Below are 14,957 nucleotides of genomic sequence, written 5' to 3'. Positions count from 1 at the left end.
CGTGGGCGTGACGCTGTGGTTCCTGCCCACGTTCGGGCAGCCCGCGGTGGGCCCGATCGTCGCGGGCCTGCGCGGCCTCGGCCTGCTCCACCCCGCAGGCGACGACGTGGCGGCGCGTTTCGTCGCGACGATGCTCCTGCGCTGGCTGGCCGCGGCCCTGCTGCTCGGTTTCGTGGTGGGCGTCGAGCGCAGACCGCTGTCGTCGGTGGGGATCGCGCGGCCACGAGCCCACGATCTCAGCCGTGCGCTGCTCGTGGCCGGTCTGGCGATGCCGGTCTCGTTCGGTGTGTACCGGCTCGCCACCGGCGGCGAGCCGGACACGCAGACGGCGCGCCTGCTGGCGAGTCTGTCGCTGGTCCAGCTCGCGCATCTGGAGTCGTACCTGGTGTTCGTCGGCAGCCACATCCCGGGGTCGGGACTGGGCGGCGCACGCGCTGTCGAACGCGCCGCTGCTGATCGGCGGCACCGGCTGAGCAGAGGGCGGGTATCGCCGCGCCGCACGGCCGACGGACCATTGCCCGAACATATCTACGTGCGTTAGTTTGACGATATGAGCGACGACCGGTGCGAACTGCTGTGTATCGACCTCGACCACGCCGAGGAACTGCGCACGGCGCTGCCCGGGTCGTCGGAACTCGAACAGCGGGCCATGCTCATGCGAGCGCTGGGCGACCCGACCCGGTTGCGGATCGCCCACGCGCTGCACACCGGCGACGAGCTGTGCGTGTGCGACCTGGCGTGGATCGTCGGCTCGTCGCAGGGGCTGGTGTCGCACCACCTGCGGCAGCTGCGCACGGCGGGCCTGGTCAGCTCGCGCCGGGACGGCAAGCTGGTGATGTACCGGCTCGCGCAGCCCGGCCTGCGGCTGCTGACGGCGATCGCGGCGCCCGCCGTGGAGGCGGATCCGGTATGAGCGCGGACTGCTGCGACACCGGGGCCACGGCGACGCACGAGGACGAGCACGACGAGCGGCCCCGGCGCCTGTGGCAGGTCCGCGAGCTGCGCCTCGCGGCGCTGTCCGGGCTCCTGGCCGGAGCCGGGTTCGGCGCGGACTGGCTGGGGGCGCCGACCGCCGGGCTGGTGCTGCACGCCCTGGCCGCGCTGGCGGGTGGTGTGACGTTCGTGCCCGGCACGCTGCGCGCGCTGTGGCGGCGCCGGATCGGTGTCAGCACCCTCATGACGATCGCCCTCGTCGGCGCGCTGGTGCTGGGCCAGGTGGCCGAGGCCGCGATGCTGGCGTTCCTGTTCTCCATCAGCGAGGCGCTGGAGGACTACTCGCTGGCCCGCACCCGGCGCGGTCTGCGCGCGCTGCTCGCGCTCGTGCCGGAGCGGGTCACCGTCCTGCGGGACGGCCGGGAGACCGTCGTCTCCCCCGGGGAGCTGCGGGTCGGTGACCGGATGCTGGTGCGAGCCGGGGAACGGGTGGCCAGTGACGGGATCGTGGTCGAGGGCCGGTCCGCTGTGGACACCTCCGCGATCACCGGCGAGTCGATGCCGGTCGAGACCGGGCCGGGAGCCGAGGTGTTCGCCGGCTCGATCAACGGCACCGGCGTGCTCACCGTCGAGGCCACCGCGACGGTCGCCGACAACTCACTGGCCAAGGTCGTGCGGACGGTCGAGGACGCCCAGCGGCGCAAGGGCGCACGGCAGCGCCTCGCCGACCGCATCTCACGGCCGCTGGTGCCGGGCGTCATGGTGCTCGCCGCGTTCGTCGCCGGCCTCGGCGCGCTGCTCGGCGACCCGGCGACCTGGCTCGAACGCTCCCTGGTCGTGCTCGTCGCCGCCGCGCCCTGCGCGCTGGCGATCTCCGTGCCGGTCACCGTCATCGCCGCGGTCGGCGCCGCCACCCGGCTGGGGGTCCTCGTCAAGGGCGGGGCCGCGCTGGAGACGCTGGGGGCCGTGCGCACCGTGGCGCTGGACAAGACCGGCACCCTCACGCGCAACGCGCCCACCGTGGTCGAGGTCGTGCCCGCCGACGGCGCGGAGACCGGCCAGGTGCTGGCCGTGGCCGCCGCGCTGGAGTCCCGCAGCGAACACCCGCTCGCCGCGGCCATCCTCGCCGCCGCGCCCGACCCCGCACCCGCACACGACGTCGCCACCGTGCCCGGCGCCGGGCTGGAGGGCACCGTCGACGGAACGGCCGCCCGGCTCGGCAAGCCCGGCTGGATCCCGCCGGGGCCGCTCGACGGGGCGGTCGCCCGCCTGCAGGACGCGGGAGCCACGGTCGCCGTCGTCGAACACGGCCACCGGGTGCTCGGCGTCCTCGGTATCCGCGACGACCTGCGTCCCGAAGCGGTGGAGACCGTCCGCGCCCTCACCCGTGACGGCGTGCGGGTCGCCATGCTCACCGGCGACAACACCCGCACGGCCACCGCGCTCGCCGCCGAGGCGGGCATCAGCGAGGTCCACGCCGAGCTGCGGCCGCAGGACAAGGCCACCCTGGTCGAACGCCTGCGCGGCAGGCGCGGCACGGTCGCCATGGTCGGCGACGGCGTGAACGACGCACCCGCCCTGGCCACCGCCGACGTCGGCATCGCCATGGGGGCCATGGGCACCGATGTGGCCGTGGAGACCGCGGACGTCGCGCTACTGGGCACCGACCTGCGGCACCTGCCCCAGGCGCTGGCCCACACCCGCCGGGCCCGCGCGATCATGCTGCAGAACATCGGGCTGTCCGCCGCGATCGTGCTGGCCCTCGTCCCGCTGGCCGCACTCGGCGTTCTCGGGCTGGCCACCGTCGTGTTCATCCACGAGCTCGCGGAGGTCCTCGTCATCGGCAACGGCGTGCGTGCCGGGCGGCTGCGCGCGCTGCCGGGCGCGGCGCAGGCGAGCCCGGTGACGGCGGACGCACCCGCGTGTGCCTGCTGCGCACCCGGCACCGAGCCCGCCGAGCGGCGGACCCTCGCGGCCCGCGACCGCTGACCGGCCCTGCCGACGCCGCGGCGGGGGCCCGAAACCGCGGCCGCGAGCGTGATTCGGACCGCCTTCCCCGGGTATCCGCCTCCGACTGCACGGTTCGGTCACCGACCACGAGGAGGGAAGCGTGTGGCAAGGGAGGCACGAAAACGCCTCGACTGGCGTCGCGCCGTCGGGATCTGCAGCGAACACCGGGGAATCAACGGCGAGGCCGTCGACGCGTGGCGAGAGGAGGTGTGGCGGCTGATGCGGGCCAGATCCCCCGAACTGCACCGCGAGGTGCTGTGCGGCCGGATGGGCCTGCGGCAGGCCGAGCACATCCTGCGCGAACGCGGCTACACCCTCGACGACGCGTGACCGGACTCGGCTGCTCCTAGCGACCCGGCGGCACGACGCTCACCCGCACCCGGCGATCACAGCTCGATGCCTGCCCACCGGGCGAAACCGGCCAGGCTGTCCGTCGCGCGCCGGTCACGCGGCCGGTCGGCTCGACGAGATGCGATCGCAGCTCGCAGTCGTCCGGTCCCGCCTACGCGCCGTCCTGGTACCAGCGCACCGGATGCCGCGAGCGGGCCGTCTCGGCACGACCCGGCTCATCGATTACTCAGCCGCCCACTCGTAGGACAGCTCGTAGCGGTCCGCGGGGAGCACCATGTCGTTCATCTCCAGCGGTGTGCCATCGTCCCGGTAGGCGACGCGGGTCACAGTGATGACCGGCGTGCCCTGGCCGAGCTGCAGCGCGGAAGTCTCCTCGGGTGTTGGCATGCGGGCGCCGACATGCTCCGCATAATGGCCGATGACGTGGCCGGCCTCCTCCAGGCGCGCGTAGACGCCACCGGAACCGGTGTCGACCTCCTCGCTCGGGGTCCCGCGAGTGAGTTCGCGCGGCAGCCGGGACACGGCGAGCTGGACGACAAGGCCGTTGGCGCGCATGACGCGGTCGCGGACGGTGACCTCGGCACCAGGCTCGATCCGCAGGTATTCGGCGACTCGCTCGTCGGCGGCCTCGAATCGGACCTTGACCGACGAGGAGGGCGTGAAGCCCTTGGCCGCGGCGTCGGCAAGAAACGCGCCCTTGTTCTCGGCCCGGGCTGCTCGGGAAAGCCGGGAGCGGGCGAGGCGGTGGATGGTGTTCGGCGGACGGACGAACACACCCTTGCCGTGCTCCGCGACCACGACCCCCTCGGAGCGCAACAGGTTGACCGCGTCGCGGATCGTGGGCCGCGAGACATGGTAGTGCTCGACCAGTTCCCGCTCGCTGGGCAGGCGATCGCCCGGTGCGTATTCGCCTGAGACGATCCGCCCTCGCAGGTCCGCGGCGACTTGCCGGAATGCGGGCACCCCGCTCGTCTTGTCCACCATCGGCCGATCCTCCCAGACGACAACTCGTCTTGACCACTTACCCGCCGCATGCCAGGGTTGGAACTTGTCATTACATCTTATCCAGTCATGAGGCAGCGATGGCTCGGCTCAAGGAACTCGGCGATGTCGGCCCGGCCGACCCGGGCAGGCAAGGAATGAGGCTCGACTGGCGCCGCGCCGTCGGCATCGCCCGCGAGCACCGAGGCGTCAACGGCGAGGCCGTCGACGCGTGGCGAGAGGAGGTGTGGCACCTCCTGCGGGCCAGGTCCCCCGAACTGCACCGCGAGGTGCTGTGCGGCCGGATGGGCCTGCGGCAGGCCGAGCACATCCTGCGCGAACGCGGCTACGTCTTCTGCGAGACGTGAGCGTGTGACGGACCGGCGGCGCAGCGGTCGCGGTCGCCTCGAACCCACCGAGCGGCTGCCCATGGCAGGACCGGTGTCCGGCACGGGACCTCGACGAGCCCGGCACGGCCGTGCGGACGCGGTGGCCGGAACAGGAACCGGCGTGGCCGCGGGCGTGCTCCGGAGGGTCCGCAGCCTGTGAAAACAGACGAAGGTGCGGCGGCAAGCGGCACAGCCGCACGGTGAGATGGTCGAGCAGAAGGGAACCAGCATGTCGAGCGACGGACGATGCCCCGTGTGTGACCTGGTCGTGTCCAGTCCCCCCGGATCCTCGGTGCCGCCCCATCGGGCTCCCGGGGAGCAGGGGACATGCCCGGGCACCGGTCAGTCGGTCCAACCACGATGACGGCCGCTAGCATGGCGGCCGTGAAGCTGCGCGAGCTGGACGAGTTGATCCTGCAGGTGATCACCGAATCGGACCATCCGGAGATCACCCGGGTCGAGGTGGTGCCGACCGAGGAGGATCCCACCGACCACACGCGGGTGGTGGTGCACTTCGCGTCCGGTGCCTCGGCGGTGATCATGATCCGCGACGTGCGCGGCAGCCGGGTGCGGACCACGACACCGTTCGAGCTGCCGAAGGAGGCACTCGTATGAGGGTCGAGCGGTTCAAGGACTGGCTCGCCGAGCAGCTGCGCGAGCGCGGCGTCGAGGTCGAGCGGTACCAGGTGGACGACGGCATCACCGACCTCGCTGTCAAGGGCGGCAGTGACGACGCCGAGCTGCGGCTGCGGATCGTCCGCACCTCCCCGGCCAAGGGAGAGAACCACGACGCGGAAGAGCAGGTCACCACCCGCGAGCCGGGCACCACGATCGAGATCACTCGCCGCTAACCCACCGGAGCACGACGGCCCCGCCTCCGGACGGGGGCGGGGCCGCTGCCCGTTAGGACACCCGCATCCGCAGCCCGATTGGTTGTCGCTGTCGTCGCGTGGGTACGGCCGCGGAAACCCGTGCCCGCCTGATCCCTGTCTCCCAGGTCATCGCCCCTCGGGCAGCACCGCGTACTGGCGGACGTAGAGGTCCGTGTAGGTGACCGGGCCACGCGGGCCGGGGACCTTGTCGAGGTTGATGCCGGTCTCCGGGACGCCGAGCAGCTTGAAGCCGTCGAGCAGGCGGGTGGGGGCGTTCCAGAACACGCCGGTGCCCTGGTAGGCGTCGAAGAACGACTCCGCGGCACCGGCGCTCTCGGTGGCGATGCCCGCGGCGAGACCGGAGGTGTGCTCGTTGGCGATCCGCACGGCCTCGTCGAGGTCGCCGACCTGCGCGACCGTCACCGTGGCCTCCCGGTCGGAGTCGAGTGCCCACTCGTAGCCGATCGGGTGCTCGTGCGGCGGCAGCGAGGCCCGCACGCCACGCTCGGCCAGTGCCTCGGAGACGCCTGGCCACACCGCATCGTGCACGGCGGAATGGATCAGCAGCAGGTTCAGCCGGTTGCACACGCCCAGCCGGTCGAGGCTGGCAAGCACCAGCGAGCGGACCTTGTCGGGATCGGCGGCCTCGTCGACGTAGAGCACGCCACCACCGTCGGCATGGGCCAGCGTGCGCACGCCGTGCGTGGCGGCCTCCATGGCGAGCGCCCGCGTGCTCTCACCGCTGCCCCGCAGGATCACCAGCGGCACCAGGTCGGGCAGGCGCACCAGCGCCGCGGCCGCCTCCCGCTCGACCCGCGGGACGAGTTGCACCACGTCGGCGTCGATACCCGCGTCAGCCAGGGCCGGGGCGATGACCGTCTCCAGCAGCCGCTGCGCCGACCCGAGCGCCGCCGAGCCCGTGCGCAGCACTCCCGCGTTGCGCGACTTCACCAGCTGCGAGGCGACGTCGACCGTCACGTTCGGCCGCGCCTCGTAGTTGGCGCCGATCACCCCGACGGGACGCCTGCGCTCCACCAGCCGCAGCCCACCGTCGAGAGTGGAAACCGGGATCGACCGCTCCGGGTGCGGCGAGCCGGCGAGCAACCGGAGCTGTTCGGCCATGCCGGTGAGCCGCTCCTCGGTGATGGTCAGCCGGTCGAGCAGGCCCGCGCTCATCCCGTCCGCACGGGACCTGGCGACGTCCTCCTCGTTCGCCGCGAGCACCGCGTCACGCTGGGCAAGCAGGCGGTCGGCCATCGCCGTCAGGGCGGCGTCGATCGACGCATCGGTCGCCGTGGCCAGCGACGGCGCGGCCCGCTTCGCCGCCCGCGCGCACTCCTCGACCGCCTTCGCCACCACGTCCGCCACCGCACTGTCCTCTCGCAGACCAACACCGGATTCGCTGGTCACCAGTGTGCCGCACGACGTCCGGCGGACGCGGAGCCGGTCCGGTCCGCGGACCCGCGCGCCCGAGCGCAGCATTCGCGGACCTGAGCGCAGCACTCGCGCACCCGAGTGCGGGACTCGCGCTGGGCGGGGCGGCTCAGCGCACGGCGGGCTCGATCAGCAGCATCCCGCCCACGACCAGGCAGCTGACCGTGAGCACCGCGAGCACCAGTACCCAGAGGACGGCAGGCAGGCCGGTCAGCCGCGCGAGCTGGTCCGCGTCCGAGTCCCGGGCCACGCCCCGCCGCCGTTTGGCCTGCAGCTCGAACACCGGGCGCACGCCGCCGAACAGGAGAAACCACGTCATCAGGTACACGAACACCGCCTGCGGCACGGCCTCGGCGACGAAGGCCACCACGAACAGCACCGCGGCCGACAGCAGCACGGCGAAGACGCCGTAGGCGTTGCGCACCATCACGAGCACACCGAGCAGCAGCGCGCCCGCGATCGTGAGCACCACCGGCATCCGGTCGGCCGAGACCAGGCCCGCGAACAGCAGACCCAGCAGCGCGGGCGCCGGATAGCCGGCCAGTGTGGTCAGCACCATTCCCGGGCCCTCTGGCTTGCCGCGGGAAACCGTGACGCCGGACGTGTCGGAGTGCAGCCGGATTCCCCGCAGCCGTCGTCCCACCAGCAGCGCGACGATCGCGTGACCCGCCTCGTGGACGATGGTCACCACGTTCCGGGCGATCCGCCACGGCGAGGCCAGGAGCACGGCGGCCAGTGCCCCGACCCCCGCCACCACCACGATGGTGCCCGCCGCGCCGGGCTGGAGGTCGAACAGTCGCCAGATACCGCTGTCATCACCGGACCATCCCACGCGCCAGACCTCATCACACCGGTTGTCTGATCATCGTGACCCCCTTTCCGGACGACCACTCCGGTGTGCCGCGCTACGATGCGCGGTTTCGGCCGCACTCCCCTCCGCGACGGATCCGGTCCTCCCGGGACGCGGGCAACTGCAGCGCCGCCCAGCTGCGGTACGGCCGCCGGCGGTCGGCGACGCGGGCCAGGGTGCCGACGTCGCCGGGATCGACCCCGGTGGTTCCGCGCCAGCCCGGCGTGCAACCGCGGTTCGGGCCCGGGGGAGCACGTCGGGATGACTCGCTCCGCGCACGACGACGAGCTCCGCCGAGAACCGGCCGCAGCCCGGGGCAGCGCTCCTGGAGTTCACCCACCACCGGGTCCGCCCTGCCGATCTCGCCGAAGCCGCGCGCCGGACGGCGCGTCCACCTCGGCGACGACGAAGCCGGGTGCTCGCCGCCGGACGAGCACGCCGCGTGCCGCCACGAGCCTACGACGGGAAACGCCAGCCGCCATGTCCCGGGCTCCGCGGCGGCATCGGGCCACGCCGCGGGTGTGCGGCCCTCCGGGAAGCGGGCTGCGGCGGAGAGCGCGAAGTCACGCCGGACGGCGATCCGGACGGTGGTCGGGCTCAGGGCGGTCGTGGTCACGGTGGGGTCCTCTCGTCGGGTGGTGGCCGGGCATCGGCGAAGGTAGGGCGCGGCACCGACAACGGGAAACGTGTCGCGGTGCGAGTGGATCCGTGCACACCGGAATCCGAGGGGAAAGGTCACTCTCGCGCCGGAGAAACCGGTTGCGGGCCTTGCTAGCGTGCAGTTGTGGGAACTTTGCACCGCTGCTGCGTGGCGACCGCTCGGCTCCGGCCGCAGCGCGCCTGACGCAGCGGCCACCAGGCTCCAGCACACACCGCCCCGCCGTCGCCGGGCGGTGGCTGTTCGTACCCTTCTCCGCCTCGCGGAACCGCTGATCCGAACCGGCCGGCTCCGGCCGCTGCGTCATGACGTCCGCGCGCGCCCCACGGCGCGCTCACCGCCGATCATGACGGAGCGACCCCATGCCCCAGCGCAGGCGACGCCCTGCCCACGAAGACCTGCCCACGCACCGGCCCGGGATCCACCTGCTGGCCAACCCGCACGTCGCCGAGCGGTTGATCCGCTCGTGCGCGCCCTGCCCCGGCGACCTCGTCGTCGAGTTCGGCGCCGGGCTCGGCGCCATCACCACTCCGCTCGCCCGCACCGGAGCCCGGGTGCTCGCCATCGAACGCGATGCCGGATTCGCCCGGCGCCTGCGGGAACGCGTCGCCGACGAGCCCGGCGTCCGGATCCGGGTGGACGACGCCCGGACGACTCCCCTGCCGCGGGAACCGTTCCTGGTGGCGGCGAGCATCCCGTACGCGATCTCCAGCACCCTGCTGCGCCGCCTGCTGACGCCCGCGTCGTCCCGGCTCCGGCGAGCGGCGCTCATCGTCGAATGGGGCTTCGCCAAGCGGCTGACCGCCGAGGTGCCCCGCACCAGGGAACTCGCGTGGTGGGCCGCCCGGTTCGACCTCGAACTCGTACACCGGATACCCGCACGGCATTTCCGGCCGGTGCCCTCAGTGGACTCCGCACACCTGGTGGCACGGCGGCGTCCCGGCCTGGGACGCGGGGCTCAGGCTGCACTGTGGACACTGCTGGGAGCAGCCTACGGCGCCCCGCGCACCCCCGCCCGCAGGGTCGTTCCGCGCACCGGCCGCGGCAGGCACCGGCTGCTGGCTGAGCACGGCATCGATCCCGCCCAGCCCGCGGGCGACGTGCCGCCGCCCCGCTGGGCGTCGCTCGCCACCACGCTGGCGAGCGACCGGGGGCTGTGGTTCCCTCCCCCGCCCCGCTGAGCGGAATCCGCACCGGCGGGGGTCCGGGGCGGTTCTCAGCAACGTCCCCGCCCACACTCAGGCTCTCACGGAACCGGACGACCGTAGGGGCATGGACAGCGACGAGTACACACGGGAGCAACAGCCACCGGCCGCCGACCCGGCAGGGCAGGCGCCGCCACGCAGGCCCCGCCGGGTCGTGGTGCTGGCCTCCGCGGCCGCCGTCGTCGCCGCACTGGCCGGTGGCGCGAGCGGAGCGGCGCTCGTCACCTCCGTGGACCGGACCGGCGACTCGACCGTCGCGATCGGATCCGCCACGGCCAGGGCGGCGTCCACGAGCACCGACGTCGGCACCGTGGCCGAGCAGGTGCTGCCCAGCGTGGTTCAGGTGAACGTGCGCACCGCGCAGGGCGAGGCGATCGGGTCCGGCGTCGTCCTCACCGAGGACGGCAGGATCCTCACCAACGCCCACGTCATCGACGGCGCCACCGGTGACGTGACGATCACGCTCTCCGACGGAACGCGGTACCAGGCCGCCGTGCTCGGCGCCGACGCCACGGCGGACATCGCCGTGCTGCAGGCCAGGGACGCGAGCGGGCTCGCCCCGGCGAGGCTCGGCGACTCCTCCTCGGTGCGGGTGGGTGAGCAGGTCGTCGCCGTCGGCTCGCCCGGCGGCCTGCAGAACACCGTCACCTCGGGCATCGTCAGCGCGGTCGGCCGCACGCTGTCCGAGATCGGCAGGCAGGACGAACAGCCGTCCCCGTTCGGCCGCCCCGTGTCGAGTGACGCGTCGGCCGGACCGGGCTACACGGCGATCCAGACGGACGCGGCGATCAACCACGGCAACTCGGGCGGCCCGCTGGTGAACAGGGCGGGTGCGGTGATCGGCATCAACTCCGCGATCTACTCGCCGTCCGGTTCGGATTCGGGCAACGTCGGCATCGGCTTCGCCATCCCGATCAACGACGCGAAGGCGATCGTGGCCGCCATCGAGGCCCGGTCGTGACCCGTCCGAGGGGCTCGTGCCCGGCTCCGCACGTCGTGCGACGGCGGCGGGGCCGGGCGCGTTAGGGTTTGCCGGGTGACCGATCGTCTTGTCTGGATCGATTGTGAGATGACGGGGCTCGACCTCGCCAAGGACTCGCTCATCGAGATCGCCGTGCTGGTGACCGACGCCGAGCTCAACGTGCTCGGGGAAGGCCGCGACGTGGTGATCCACGCGGGCGACGAGGCCCTGGCGAACATGCCGGACGTCGTGCGGGAGATGCACGCGCGGTCCGGGCTGACCGAGGAGGTCCGCCGGTCCACCGTCACGCTCGAGGAGGCGGAACGGGAAGTCCTCGACTACGTCCGCGAGCACGTCCCCGATCCGCAGACCGCGCCGCTGGCGGGCAACTCCATCGGCACGGACCGGGGGTTCATCGCCCGCGACATGCCCACGCTCGACGCCCACCTGCACTACCGCATGGTGGACGTGTCCTCGATCAAGGAACTGGTCCGCCGCTGGTACCCCCGCATCTACTACGCCAAGCCGGAGAAGGGGCTCGCCCACCGGGCGCTGGCGGACATCCGGGAGTCGATCGGCGAGCTGCGGTACTACCGGCGGACGGCGTTCGTGCCGCAGCCCGGCCCCAGCACCGAGCAGGCCAGGGCGGCGGCCGACGAGGTGCTGCGCGGGGGCGACCGGTAACCCGGTGCGGGGCCGCCGGGGCGGCACGCTACGATGATCTGGCAGCGGACAACCGTGAGGGTGTCCGACGCGGTGGGTGTAGCTCAGTCGGTAGAGCACCTGGTTGTGGTCCAGGGGGCCGCGGGTTCAAGTCCCGTCACTCACCCCACAGTTTTCGCACGTCGAAGGCTTGCGGCAGAGGGCTTGCCCCTGTGGCGTGATGTCGGCTACGCCTCGATTTCACACAGCTTCCGTGGCCGGCCGAACACCGCCCGCCACGGGGCACGACATTCCGCTCCGCTGCTACTGTCCTGCCGTGCTCGTCCCCGTCACGCTGCCCGGCACCGCCGATGCCCAGGCCGCGTGGGTGCTCCAGCCACGGTGGACGCGGGCCCGGTCCCTCCTGCTCACCGCGATCGTGGCCGGGCGGCTGCGTTCGCTGATCGCCGAGCCGCCACGGTGGGGCCCGGCCGCCTTCCTGACGGGTGGCGGCCAGCTGCTGCTCGGGGGCATTCCCGCGCTCGGCATGGCGCTCAACAGCGGTGCCGCCGCCGCGTCGACCGGTGCGAGCCTGCTCTTCCTGGTGCAGGTGGTGCTGCTGGTGCTCGGGCTGGTGACCGCCCATCGCGCCAACCGCGCGCTGCTGTCCCCTTCGGTGCCCGAGCTGGGCGCCACCCCGTTCACGGTCGCGTTCCGGCCGGATCACCGGCACCGGCATGCTGTCCGGCGCCGTGCACATCGCGCCCGACCGGGTCGTGTGGTCGGCGCGCAGGCACCGGGGCCGGGGCGGCCCCACCGCGTACGCCGAGGTGCCGTTCGCCCGGTTGCACGGCGCCAGGGCCACCCTGTTGCCGGACGCCGGGGGCGACGTGCCCTGGCTGCGGCTGTCCGACAACGCGCTCGTGTACGCCAGGCCGGGACCGGCGGTCACGCTCGGCTCCGACTCCGGCGAGTGTATGCTGCCCGTCCCGGACGCCGAGGCGGTCGTCGCGCTGCTGAATCGGCGCATTCTCCGGTGGCGGAGCGGGCCGAGGGACTAGGGTCGGCGCGACTCGACCTTCGTGACCTGGAGACACGGTGATGATCAGCCAGAACCCCGGCGAAGCGGGGTCGCCAGGCTGCTCAAGGCCCTCGGCGACGCCCTCGGTGAGGCACTGACCCTGCTGGTGGCACTGCGCGACCTGTTCGACGGATTCATCCGTGCGCTCAACGCGCTGGAACAGGGCAGACGGACGGCTCCGGCCTAGGTCTGCCCACCACGTCGCCCGGCCCTGGGCGGAGGACACGCCGATATGTCAGAGTGGTGAGTTCGGTGTGTGGGTACGTGCTCTGGCGAGGACGAACACGAGAACGGGGTGAGTGCCGTGATTCCAGTGCGCGTGCACGGGGTGGCCCTCCTGCCACCGGACGAGACACCGGTGATGCTTCTCCAGGAGACCGTCGGAGAGCAGCGCTGGCTGCCCATCTCGATCGGGGCACCGGAAGCCGGCGCCCTGATCGCGGCCTACCAGGAGGTCGAGCACGTCCGGCCGGACACCATCGAGCTGATCGGACACGTCGTCGAGGCGCTCGGGCGCCGGGTCGAGCGGGTCGAGGTGACCGCGCTCGAGGAGGGCATCTTCCTCGCCGACCTGGTCTTCGACGACGACACGCGGGTTTCCGCGCGGCCGAGTGACGCGGTGGCCATCGCCGTCCGCGCGGGCGCCACGCTGGAGGTGGACGAGGACGTGCTCGACGCGGCGGCGGCCGAGATCCAGTTCGCGGGAGAGCCCGACCCGGCCGACGCCGAACAGCAGATCGCCGACTTCCGCGCGGCGCTCGACGACGTCAAGCCCGAGGACTTCGGCGACCGGCCCGACTGACCGGCCACGGCGCGGATCCATCCGGATCGGCGCACCGAGCGGGTTACTCCTCGGGTGTAGCGGGTATCTGCCGACGCAGGCTCGTGCAGTTTCCGGTGGAGGAAGGACACACCAGCGCTATGACGGACGTGTCGGGCAAGGGACCGGAACCCGGGGACGACCGCCCCGTGCTGACCAACCGGCAGGGGCACCCGGTCTACGACAACCAGAACCAGCGGACGGTGGGCGTACGGGGCCCGGCGACCCTGGAGAACTACCAGTTCCTGGAGAAGATCAGCCATTTCGACCGGGAGCGCATCCCGGAGCGGGTGGTGCACGCCAGGGGCACCACCGCCTTCGGCTGGTTCGAGGCGTACGGCTCGTGGGGCGACGAGCCCATCAGCCGCTACACCAGGGCGAAACTGTTCCAGGAGAAGGGCAAACGAACCGACGTCGCCGTGCGCTTCTCCACGGTCATCGGCGGCAGGGACTCGTCCGAGTGCGCGCGTGATCCCCGCGGCTTCGCGGTGAAGTTCTACACCGAGGACGGCAACTGGGACCTCGTGGGCAACAACCTCGCCGTGTTCTTCATCCGGGACGCCATCAAGTTCCCGGACGTCATCCATGCGCTCAAGCCCGACCCGGTCACCTTCCGGCAGGAGCCGAACCGCATCTTCGACTTCATGTCGCAGACGCCAGAGGCCATGCACATGCTCGTCAACCTGTTCAGCCCGCGCGGTATCCCCGCCGACTACCGGCACATGCAGGGCTTCGGCGTCAACACCTACAAGTGGGTCAACGAGGTGGGCGAGACCGTGCTCGTCAAGTACCACTGGATGCCCAGGGCCGGTGTGCGCAGCATGACCGAGGCCGACGCCGCCGCGATCCAGGCGCACGAGCTCGGGCACGCCACCAGGGACCTGTACGAGTCCATCGAACGCGGCGACCACCCGGAGTGGGAACTGCTCGTGCAGATCATGTCCGACGCGGAACACGCCGAGCTCGACTTCGACCCGCTCGACGACACCAAGGTGTGGCCGGAGAACGACTTCCCGCCGAAGCCGGTGGGCCGCATGGTGCTCGACCGCACGGTGGACGACTTCTTCGCGGAGAACGAGCAGATCGCGTTCGGCACCGGCGTCCTGGTGGACGGGCTCGACTTCTCCGACGACAAGATGCTCGTCGGCCGCACCTTCTCCTACAGCGACACCCAGCGTTACCGGGTCGGCCCCAACTACCTGCAGCTGCCCGTGAACCAGCCGAAGAACGGCCAGCCGCACACCAACCAGCGTGACGGGCAGATGACATATCAGATCGACCGGGGCGGCGCGAATCCGCACGTCAACTACGAACCGTCGATCACCGGCGGTTTGCGCGAAGCCCAGTACCCCACGCACGACGAGCAGGGACCCGTCATCGAGGGCAGGCTGACCCGCAAGCGCCTCCCGCGCACCAACGACTACGTCCAGGCTGGCCAGCGGTTCCTGCTGATGGAGGGCTGGGAGCAGGACGACCTGGTCCACAACCTCGTCGACCAGCTGTCCCAGTGCGACCGGGCGATCCAGGAACGCATGGTGTGGCACTTCCTCCTCGCCGAGGACGAGCTCGGCAGGCGGGTCGGGGACGGCCTCGGCATCTCCGCCGACGAGGTGGCGCACCTGCGGCCGCTCGCGAGCCAGGACCTCACCGAGGAGGACCGCAAACGGCTGGAGAACCTGGGGCGCAACGGTTCCCGGGACGTGCGGGGGCTGCGCATGACGCACTGTGTGCCCGACGAGCGCGCCGAGGCCGCCCGCGCCTGATCCAGCT

The 14,957-nt window shown here is 72.3% G+C and carries 19 protein-coding genes and 1 tRNA gene; 15 read left to right on the top strand and 5 right to left on the bottom strand.

The features are described 5' to 3' along the window. Window position 1: 1 nt before the first annotated feature. The 4 genes from B0I33_RS08985 (at window position 2) to B0I33_RS08970 (ending at window position 3,273) form a co-directional block, all read left to right on the top strand. Window positions 2-541 (top strand): hypothetical protein, encoded by a 540-nt coding sequence (locus tag B0I33_RS08985; RefSeq protein ID WP_106178085.1) that lies wholly within the window; start codon window positions 2-4, stop codon window positions 539-541. Window positions 542-550: 9 nt separating this feature from the next. Continuing rightward, the gene (locus tag B0I33_RS08980; RefSeq protein ID WP_106178084.1) at window positions 551-913 is read left to right on the top strand and encodes an ArsR/SmtB family transcription factor; all 363 of its coding nucleotides are present in this window, start codon (window positions 551-553) and stop codon (window positions 911-913) included. After that, on the top strand, window positions 910-2,922 hold the full coding sequence (locus B0I33_RS08975) for a heavy metal translocating P-type ATPase (RefSeq protein WP_106178083.1): 2,013 nt from the start codon (window positions 910-912) through the stop codon (window positions 2,920-2,922). Before B0I33_RS08980 ends, B0I33_RS08975 begins: the two co-directional genes overlap by 4 nt. A gap of 123 nt (window positions 2,923-3,045) precedes the next feature. Continuing rightward, complete coding sequence (locus tag B0I33_RS08970; RefSeq protein ID WP_106178082.1) at window positions 3,046-3,273, top strand: hypothetical protein; 228 nt, start codon at window positions 3,046-3,048, stop codon at window positions 3,271-3,273. 243 nt (window positions 3,274-3,516) lie between these two features. Here the strand turns inward: B0I33_RS08970 and B0I33_RS08965 are convergent, their stop codons facing one another. Next, window positions 3,517-4,278, bottom strand: coding sequence for a GntR family transcriptional regulator (locus tag B0I33_RS08965; protein WP_106178081.1), 762 nt, complete (start codon window positions 4,276-4,278; stop codon window positions 3,517-3,519). A 98-nt stretch (window positions 4,279-4,376) separates the two neighbouring features. Between B0I33_RS08965 and B0I33_RS08960 the strand changes: the two genes are divergently transcribed. The 3 genes from B0I33_RS08960 to B0I33_RS08950 all read left to right on the top strand — a co-directional run bounded on the left by B0I33_RS08960 (window position 4,377) and on the right by B0I33_RS08950 (window position 5,515). Next, a complete protein-coding gene (locus B0I33_RS08960; protein WP_106178080.1) occupies window positions 4,377-4,643 on the top strand; it encodes a hypothetical protein in 267 nt (88 codons plus the stop codon). 405 nt (window positions 4,644-5,048) lie between these two features. Then, complete coding sequence (locus B0I33_RS08955) at window positions 5,049-5,279, top strand: hypothetical protein (RefSeq protein ID WP_146147474.1); 231 nt, start codon at window positions 5,049-5,051, stop codon at window positions 5,277-5,279. Continuing rightward, on the top strand, window positions 5,276-5,515 hold the full coding sequence (locus tag B0I33_RS08950) for a hypothetical protein (RefSeq protein WP_106178078.1): 240 nt from the start codon (window positions 5,276-5,278) through the stop codon (window positions 5,513-5,515). Before B0I33_RS08955 ends, B0I33_RS08950 begins: the two co-directional genes overlap by 4 nt. Before the next feature lie 147 nt (window positions 5,516-5,662). Here the strand turns inward: B0I33_RS08950 and B0I33_RS08945 are convergent, their stop codons facing one another. The 3 genes from B0I33_RS08945 to B0I33_RS29645 all read right to left on the bottom strand — a co-directional run bounded on the left by B0I33_RS08945 (window position 5,663) and on the right by B0I33_RS29645 (window position 8,436). Then, complete coding sequence (locus tag B0I33_RS08945) at window positions 5,663-6,904, bottom strand: aldehyde dehydrogenase family protein (protein ID WP_245900513.1); 1,242 nt, start codon at window positions 6,902-6,904, stop codon at window positions 5,663-5,665. 175 nt (window positions 6,905-7,079) lie between these two features. Beyond that, a complete protein-coding gene (locus tag B0I33_RS08940) occupies window positions 7,080-7,802 on the bottom strand; it encodes a M50 family metallopeptidase (RefSeq protein WP_245900512.1) in 723 nt (240 codons plus the stop codon). A gap of 73 nt (window positions 7,803-7,875) precedes the next feature. Then, the gene (locus tag B0I33_RS29645) at window positions 7,876-8,436 is read right to left on the bottom strand and encodes a hypothetical protein (RefSeq protein ID WP_146147473.1); all 561 of its coding nucleotides are present in this window, start codon (window positions 8,434-8,436) and stop codon (window positions 7,876-7,878) included. 404 nt (window positions 8,437-8,840) lie between these two features. Between B0I33_RS29645 and B0I33_RS08935 the strand changes: the two genes are divergently transcribed. The 4 genes from B0I33_RS08935 to B0I33_RS08920 all read left to right on the top strand — a co-directional run bounded on the left by B0I33_RS08935 (window position 8,841) and on the right by B0I33_RS08920 (window position 11,476). Continuing rightward, the gene (locus B0I33_RS08935; protein ID WP_245900511.1) at window positions 8,841-9,659 is read left to right on the top strand and encodes a ribosomal RNA small subunit methyltransferase A; all 819 of its coding nucleotides are present in this window, start codon (window positions 8,841-8,843) and stop codon (window positions 9,657-9,659) included. Window positions 9,660-9,750: 91 nt separating this feature from the next. After that, window positions 9,751-10,644, top strand: a complete 894-nt coding sequence (locus B0I33_RS08930) for a S1C family serine protease (protein WP_106178076.1) — start codon at window positions 9,751-9,753, stop codon at window positions 10,642-10,644. Between the two features lie 75 nt (window positions 10,645-10,719). Continuing rightward, window positions 10,720-11,328 carry an oligoribonuclease gene (gene orn, locus B0I33_RS08925; protein ID WP_106178075.1) on the top strand — a complete coding sequence of 203 codons (609 nt, stop codon included), beginning with the start codon at window positions 10,720-10,722 and terminating at the stop codon, window positions 11,326-11,328. Between the two features lie 72 nt (window positions 11,329-11,400). Continuing rightward, a tRNA-His gene (locus B0I33_RS08920) sits at window positions 11,401-11,476 on the top strand. 134 nt (window positions 11,477-11,610) lie between these two features. Here the strand turns inward: B0I33_RS08920 and B0I33_RS30380 are convergent. Then, window positions 11,611-11,982, bottom strand: coding sequence for a hypothetical protein (locus B0I33_RS30380; RefSeq protein ID WP_245900510.1), 372 nt, complete (start codon window positions 11,980-11,982; stop codon window positions 11,611-11,613). Window positions 11,983-12,023: 41 nt separating this feature from the next. Between B0I33_RS30380 and B0I33_RS30375 the strand changes: the two genes are divergently transcribed. The 4 genes from B0I33_RS30375 to B0I33_RS08900 all read left to right on the top strand — a co-directional run bounded on the left by B0I33_RS30375 (window position 12,024) and on the right by B0I33_RS08900 (window position 14,950). After that, window positions 12,024-12,347 carry a hypothetical protein gene (locus B0I33_RS30375; RefSeq protein ID WP_245900509.1) on the top strand — a complete coding sequence of 108 codons (324 nt, stop codon included), beginning with the start codon at window positions 12,024-12,026 and terminating at the stop codon, window positions 12,345-12,347. Window positions 12,348-12,368: 21 nt separating this feature from the next. Next, window positions 12,369-12,554: a hypothetical protein gene (locus tag B0I33_RS08910; protein ID WP_106178074.1), complete on the top strand. Its 186-nt coding sequence runs from the start codon at window positions 12,369-12,371 to the stop codon at window positions 12,552-12,554. Window positions 12,555-12,671: 117 nt separating this feature from the next. Continuing rightward, window positions 12,672-13,169 carry a bifunctional nuclease family protein gene (locus tag B0I33_RS08905; RefSeq protein ID WP_106178276.1) on the top strand — a complete coding sequence of 166 codons (498 nt, stop codon included), beginning with the start codon at window positions 12,672-12,674 and terminating at the stop codon, window positions 13,167-13,169. Between the two features lie 119 nt (window positions 13,170-13,288). Next, a complete protein-coding gene (locus tag B0I33_RS08900; RefSeq protein WP_106178073.1) occupies window positions 13,289-14,950 on the top strand; it encodes a catalase in 1,662 nt (553 codons plus the stop codon). Window positions 14,951-14,957: the final 7 nt, after the last annotated feature.

This window comes from Prauserella shujinwangii, from assembly GCF_003001955.1.
GTDB classification, from domain to species: Bacteria; Actinomycetota; Actinomycetes; order Mycobacteriales; family Pseudonocardiaceae; genus Qaidamihabitans; species Qaidamihabitans shujinwangii.
Note: the sequence above shows the minus strand (reverse complement) of the source record. Positions and strands in the feature narration are given on the sequence as shown.

Excerpts from the sequence above, each read along its gene's own strand:
- B0I33_RS08980 (WP_106178084.1), top strand. The coding sequence starts at position 551 with ATGAGCGACGACCGGTGCGAACTGCTGTGTATCGACCTCGACCACGCC.
- B0I33_RS08935 (WP_245900511.1), top strand. The coding sequence starts at position 8,841 with ATGCCCCAGCGCAGGCGACGCCCTGCCCACGAAGACCTGCCCACGCAC.
- B0I33_RS08900 (WP_106178073.1), top strand. The coding sequence starts at position 13,289 with ATGACGGACGTGTCGGGCAAGGGACCGGAACCCGGGGACGACCGCCCC.
- B0I33_RS30375 (WP_245900509.1), top strand. The coding sequence starts at position 12,024 with ATGCTGTCCGGCGCCGTGCACATCGCGCCCGACCGGGTCGTGTGGTCG.
- B0I33_RS08965 (WP_106178081.1), bottom strand. The coding sequence starts at position 4,278 with ATGGTGGACAAGACGAGCGGGGTGCCCGCATTCCGGCAAGTCGCCGCG.
- B0I33_RS08950 (WP_106178078.1), top strand. The coding sequence starts at position 5,276 with ATGAGGGTCGAGCGGTTCAAGGACTGGCTCGCCGAGCAGCTGCGCGAG.
- B0I33_RS08930 (WP_106178076.1), top strand. The coding sequence starts at position 9,751 with ATGGACAGCGACGAGTACACACGGGAGCAACAGCCACCGGCCGCCGAC.
- B0I33_RS08960 (WP_106178080.1), top strand. The coding sequence starts at position 4,377 with ATGGCTCGGCTCAAGGAACTCGGCGATGTCGGCCCGGCCGACCCGGGC.
- B0I33_RS08975 (WP_106178083.1), top strand. The coding sequence starts at position 910 with ATGAGCGCGGACTGCTGCGACACCGGGGCCACGGCGACGCACGAGGAC.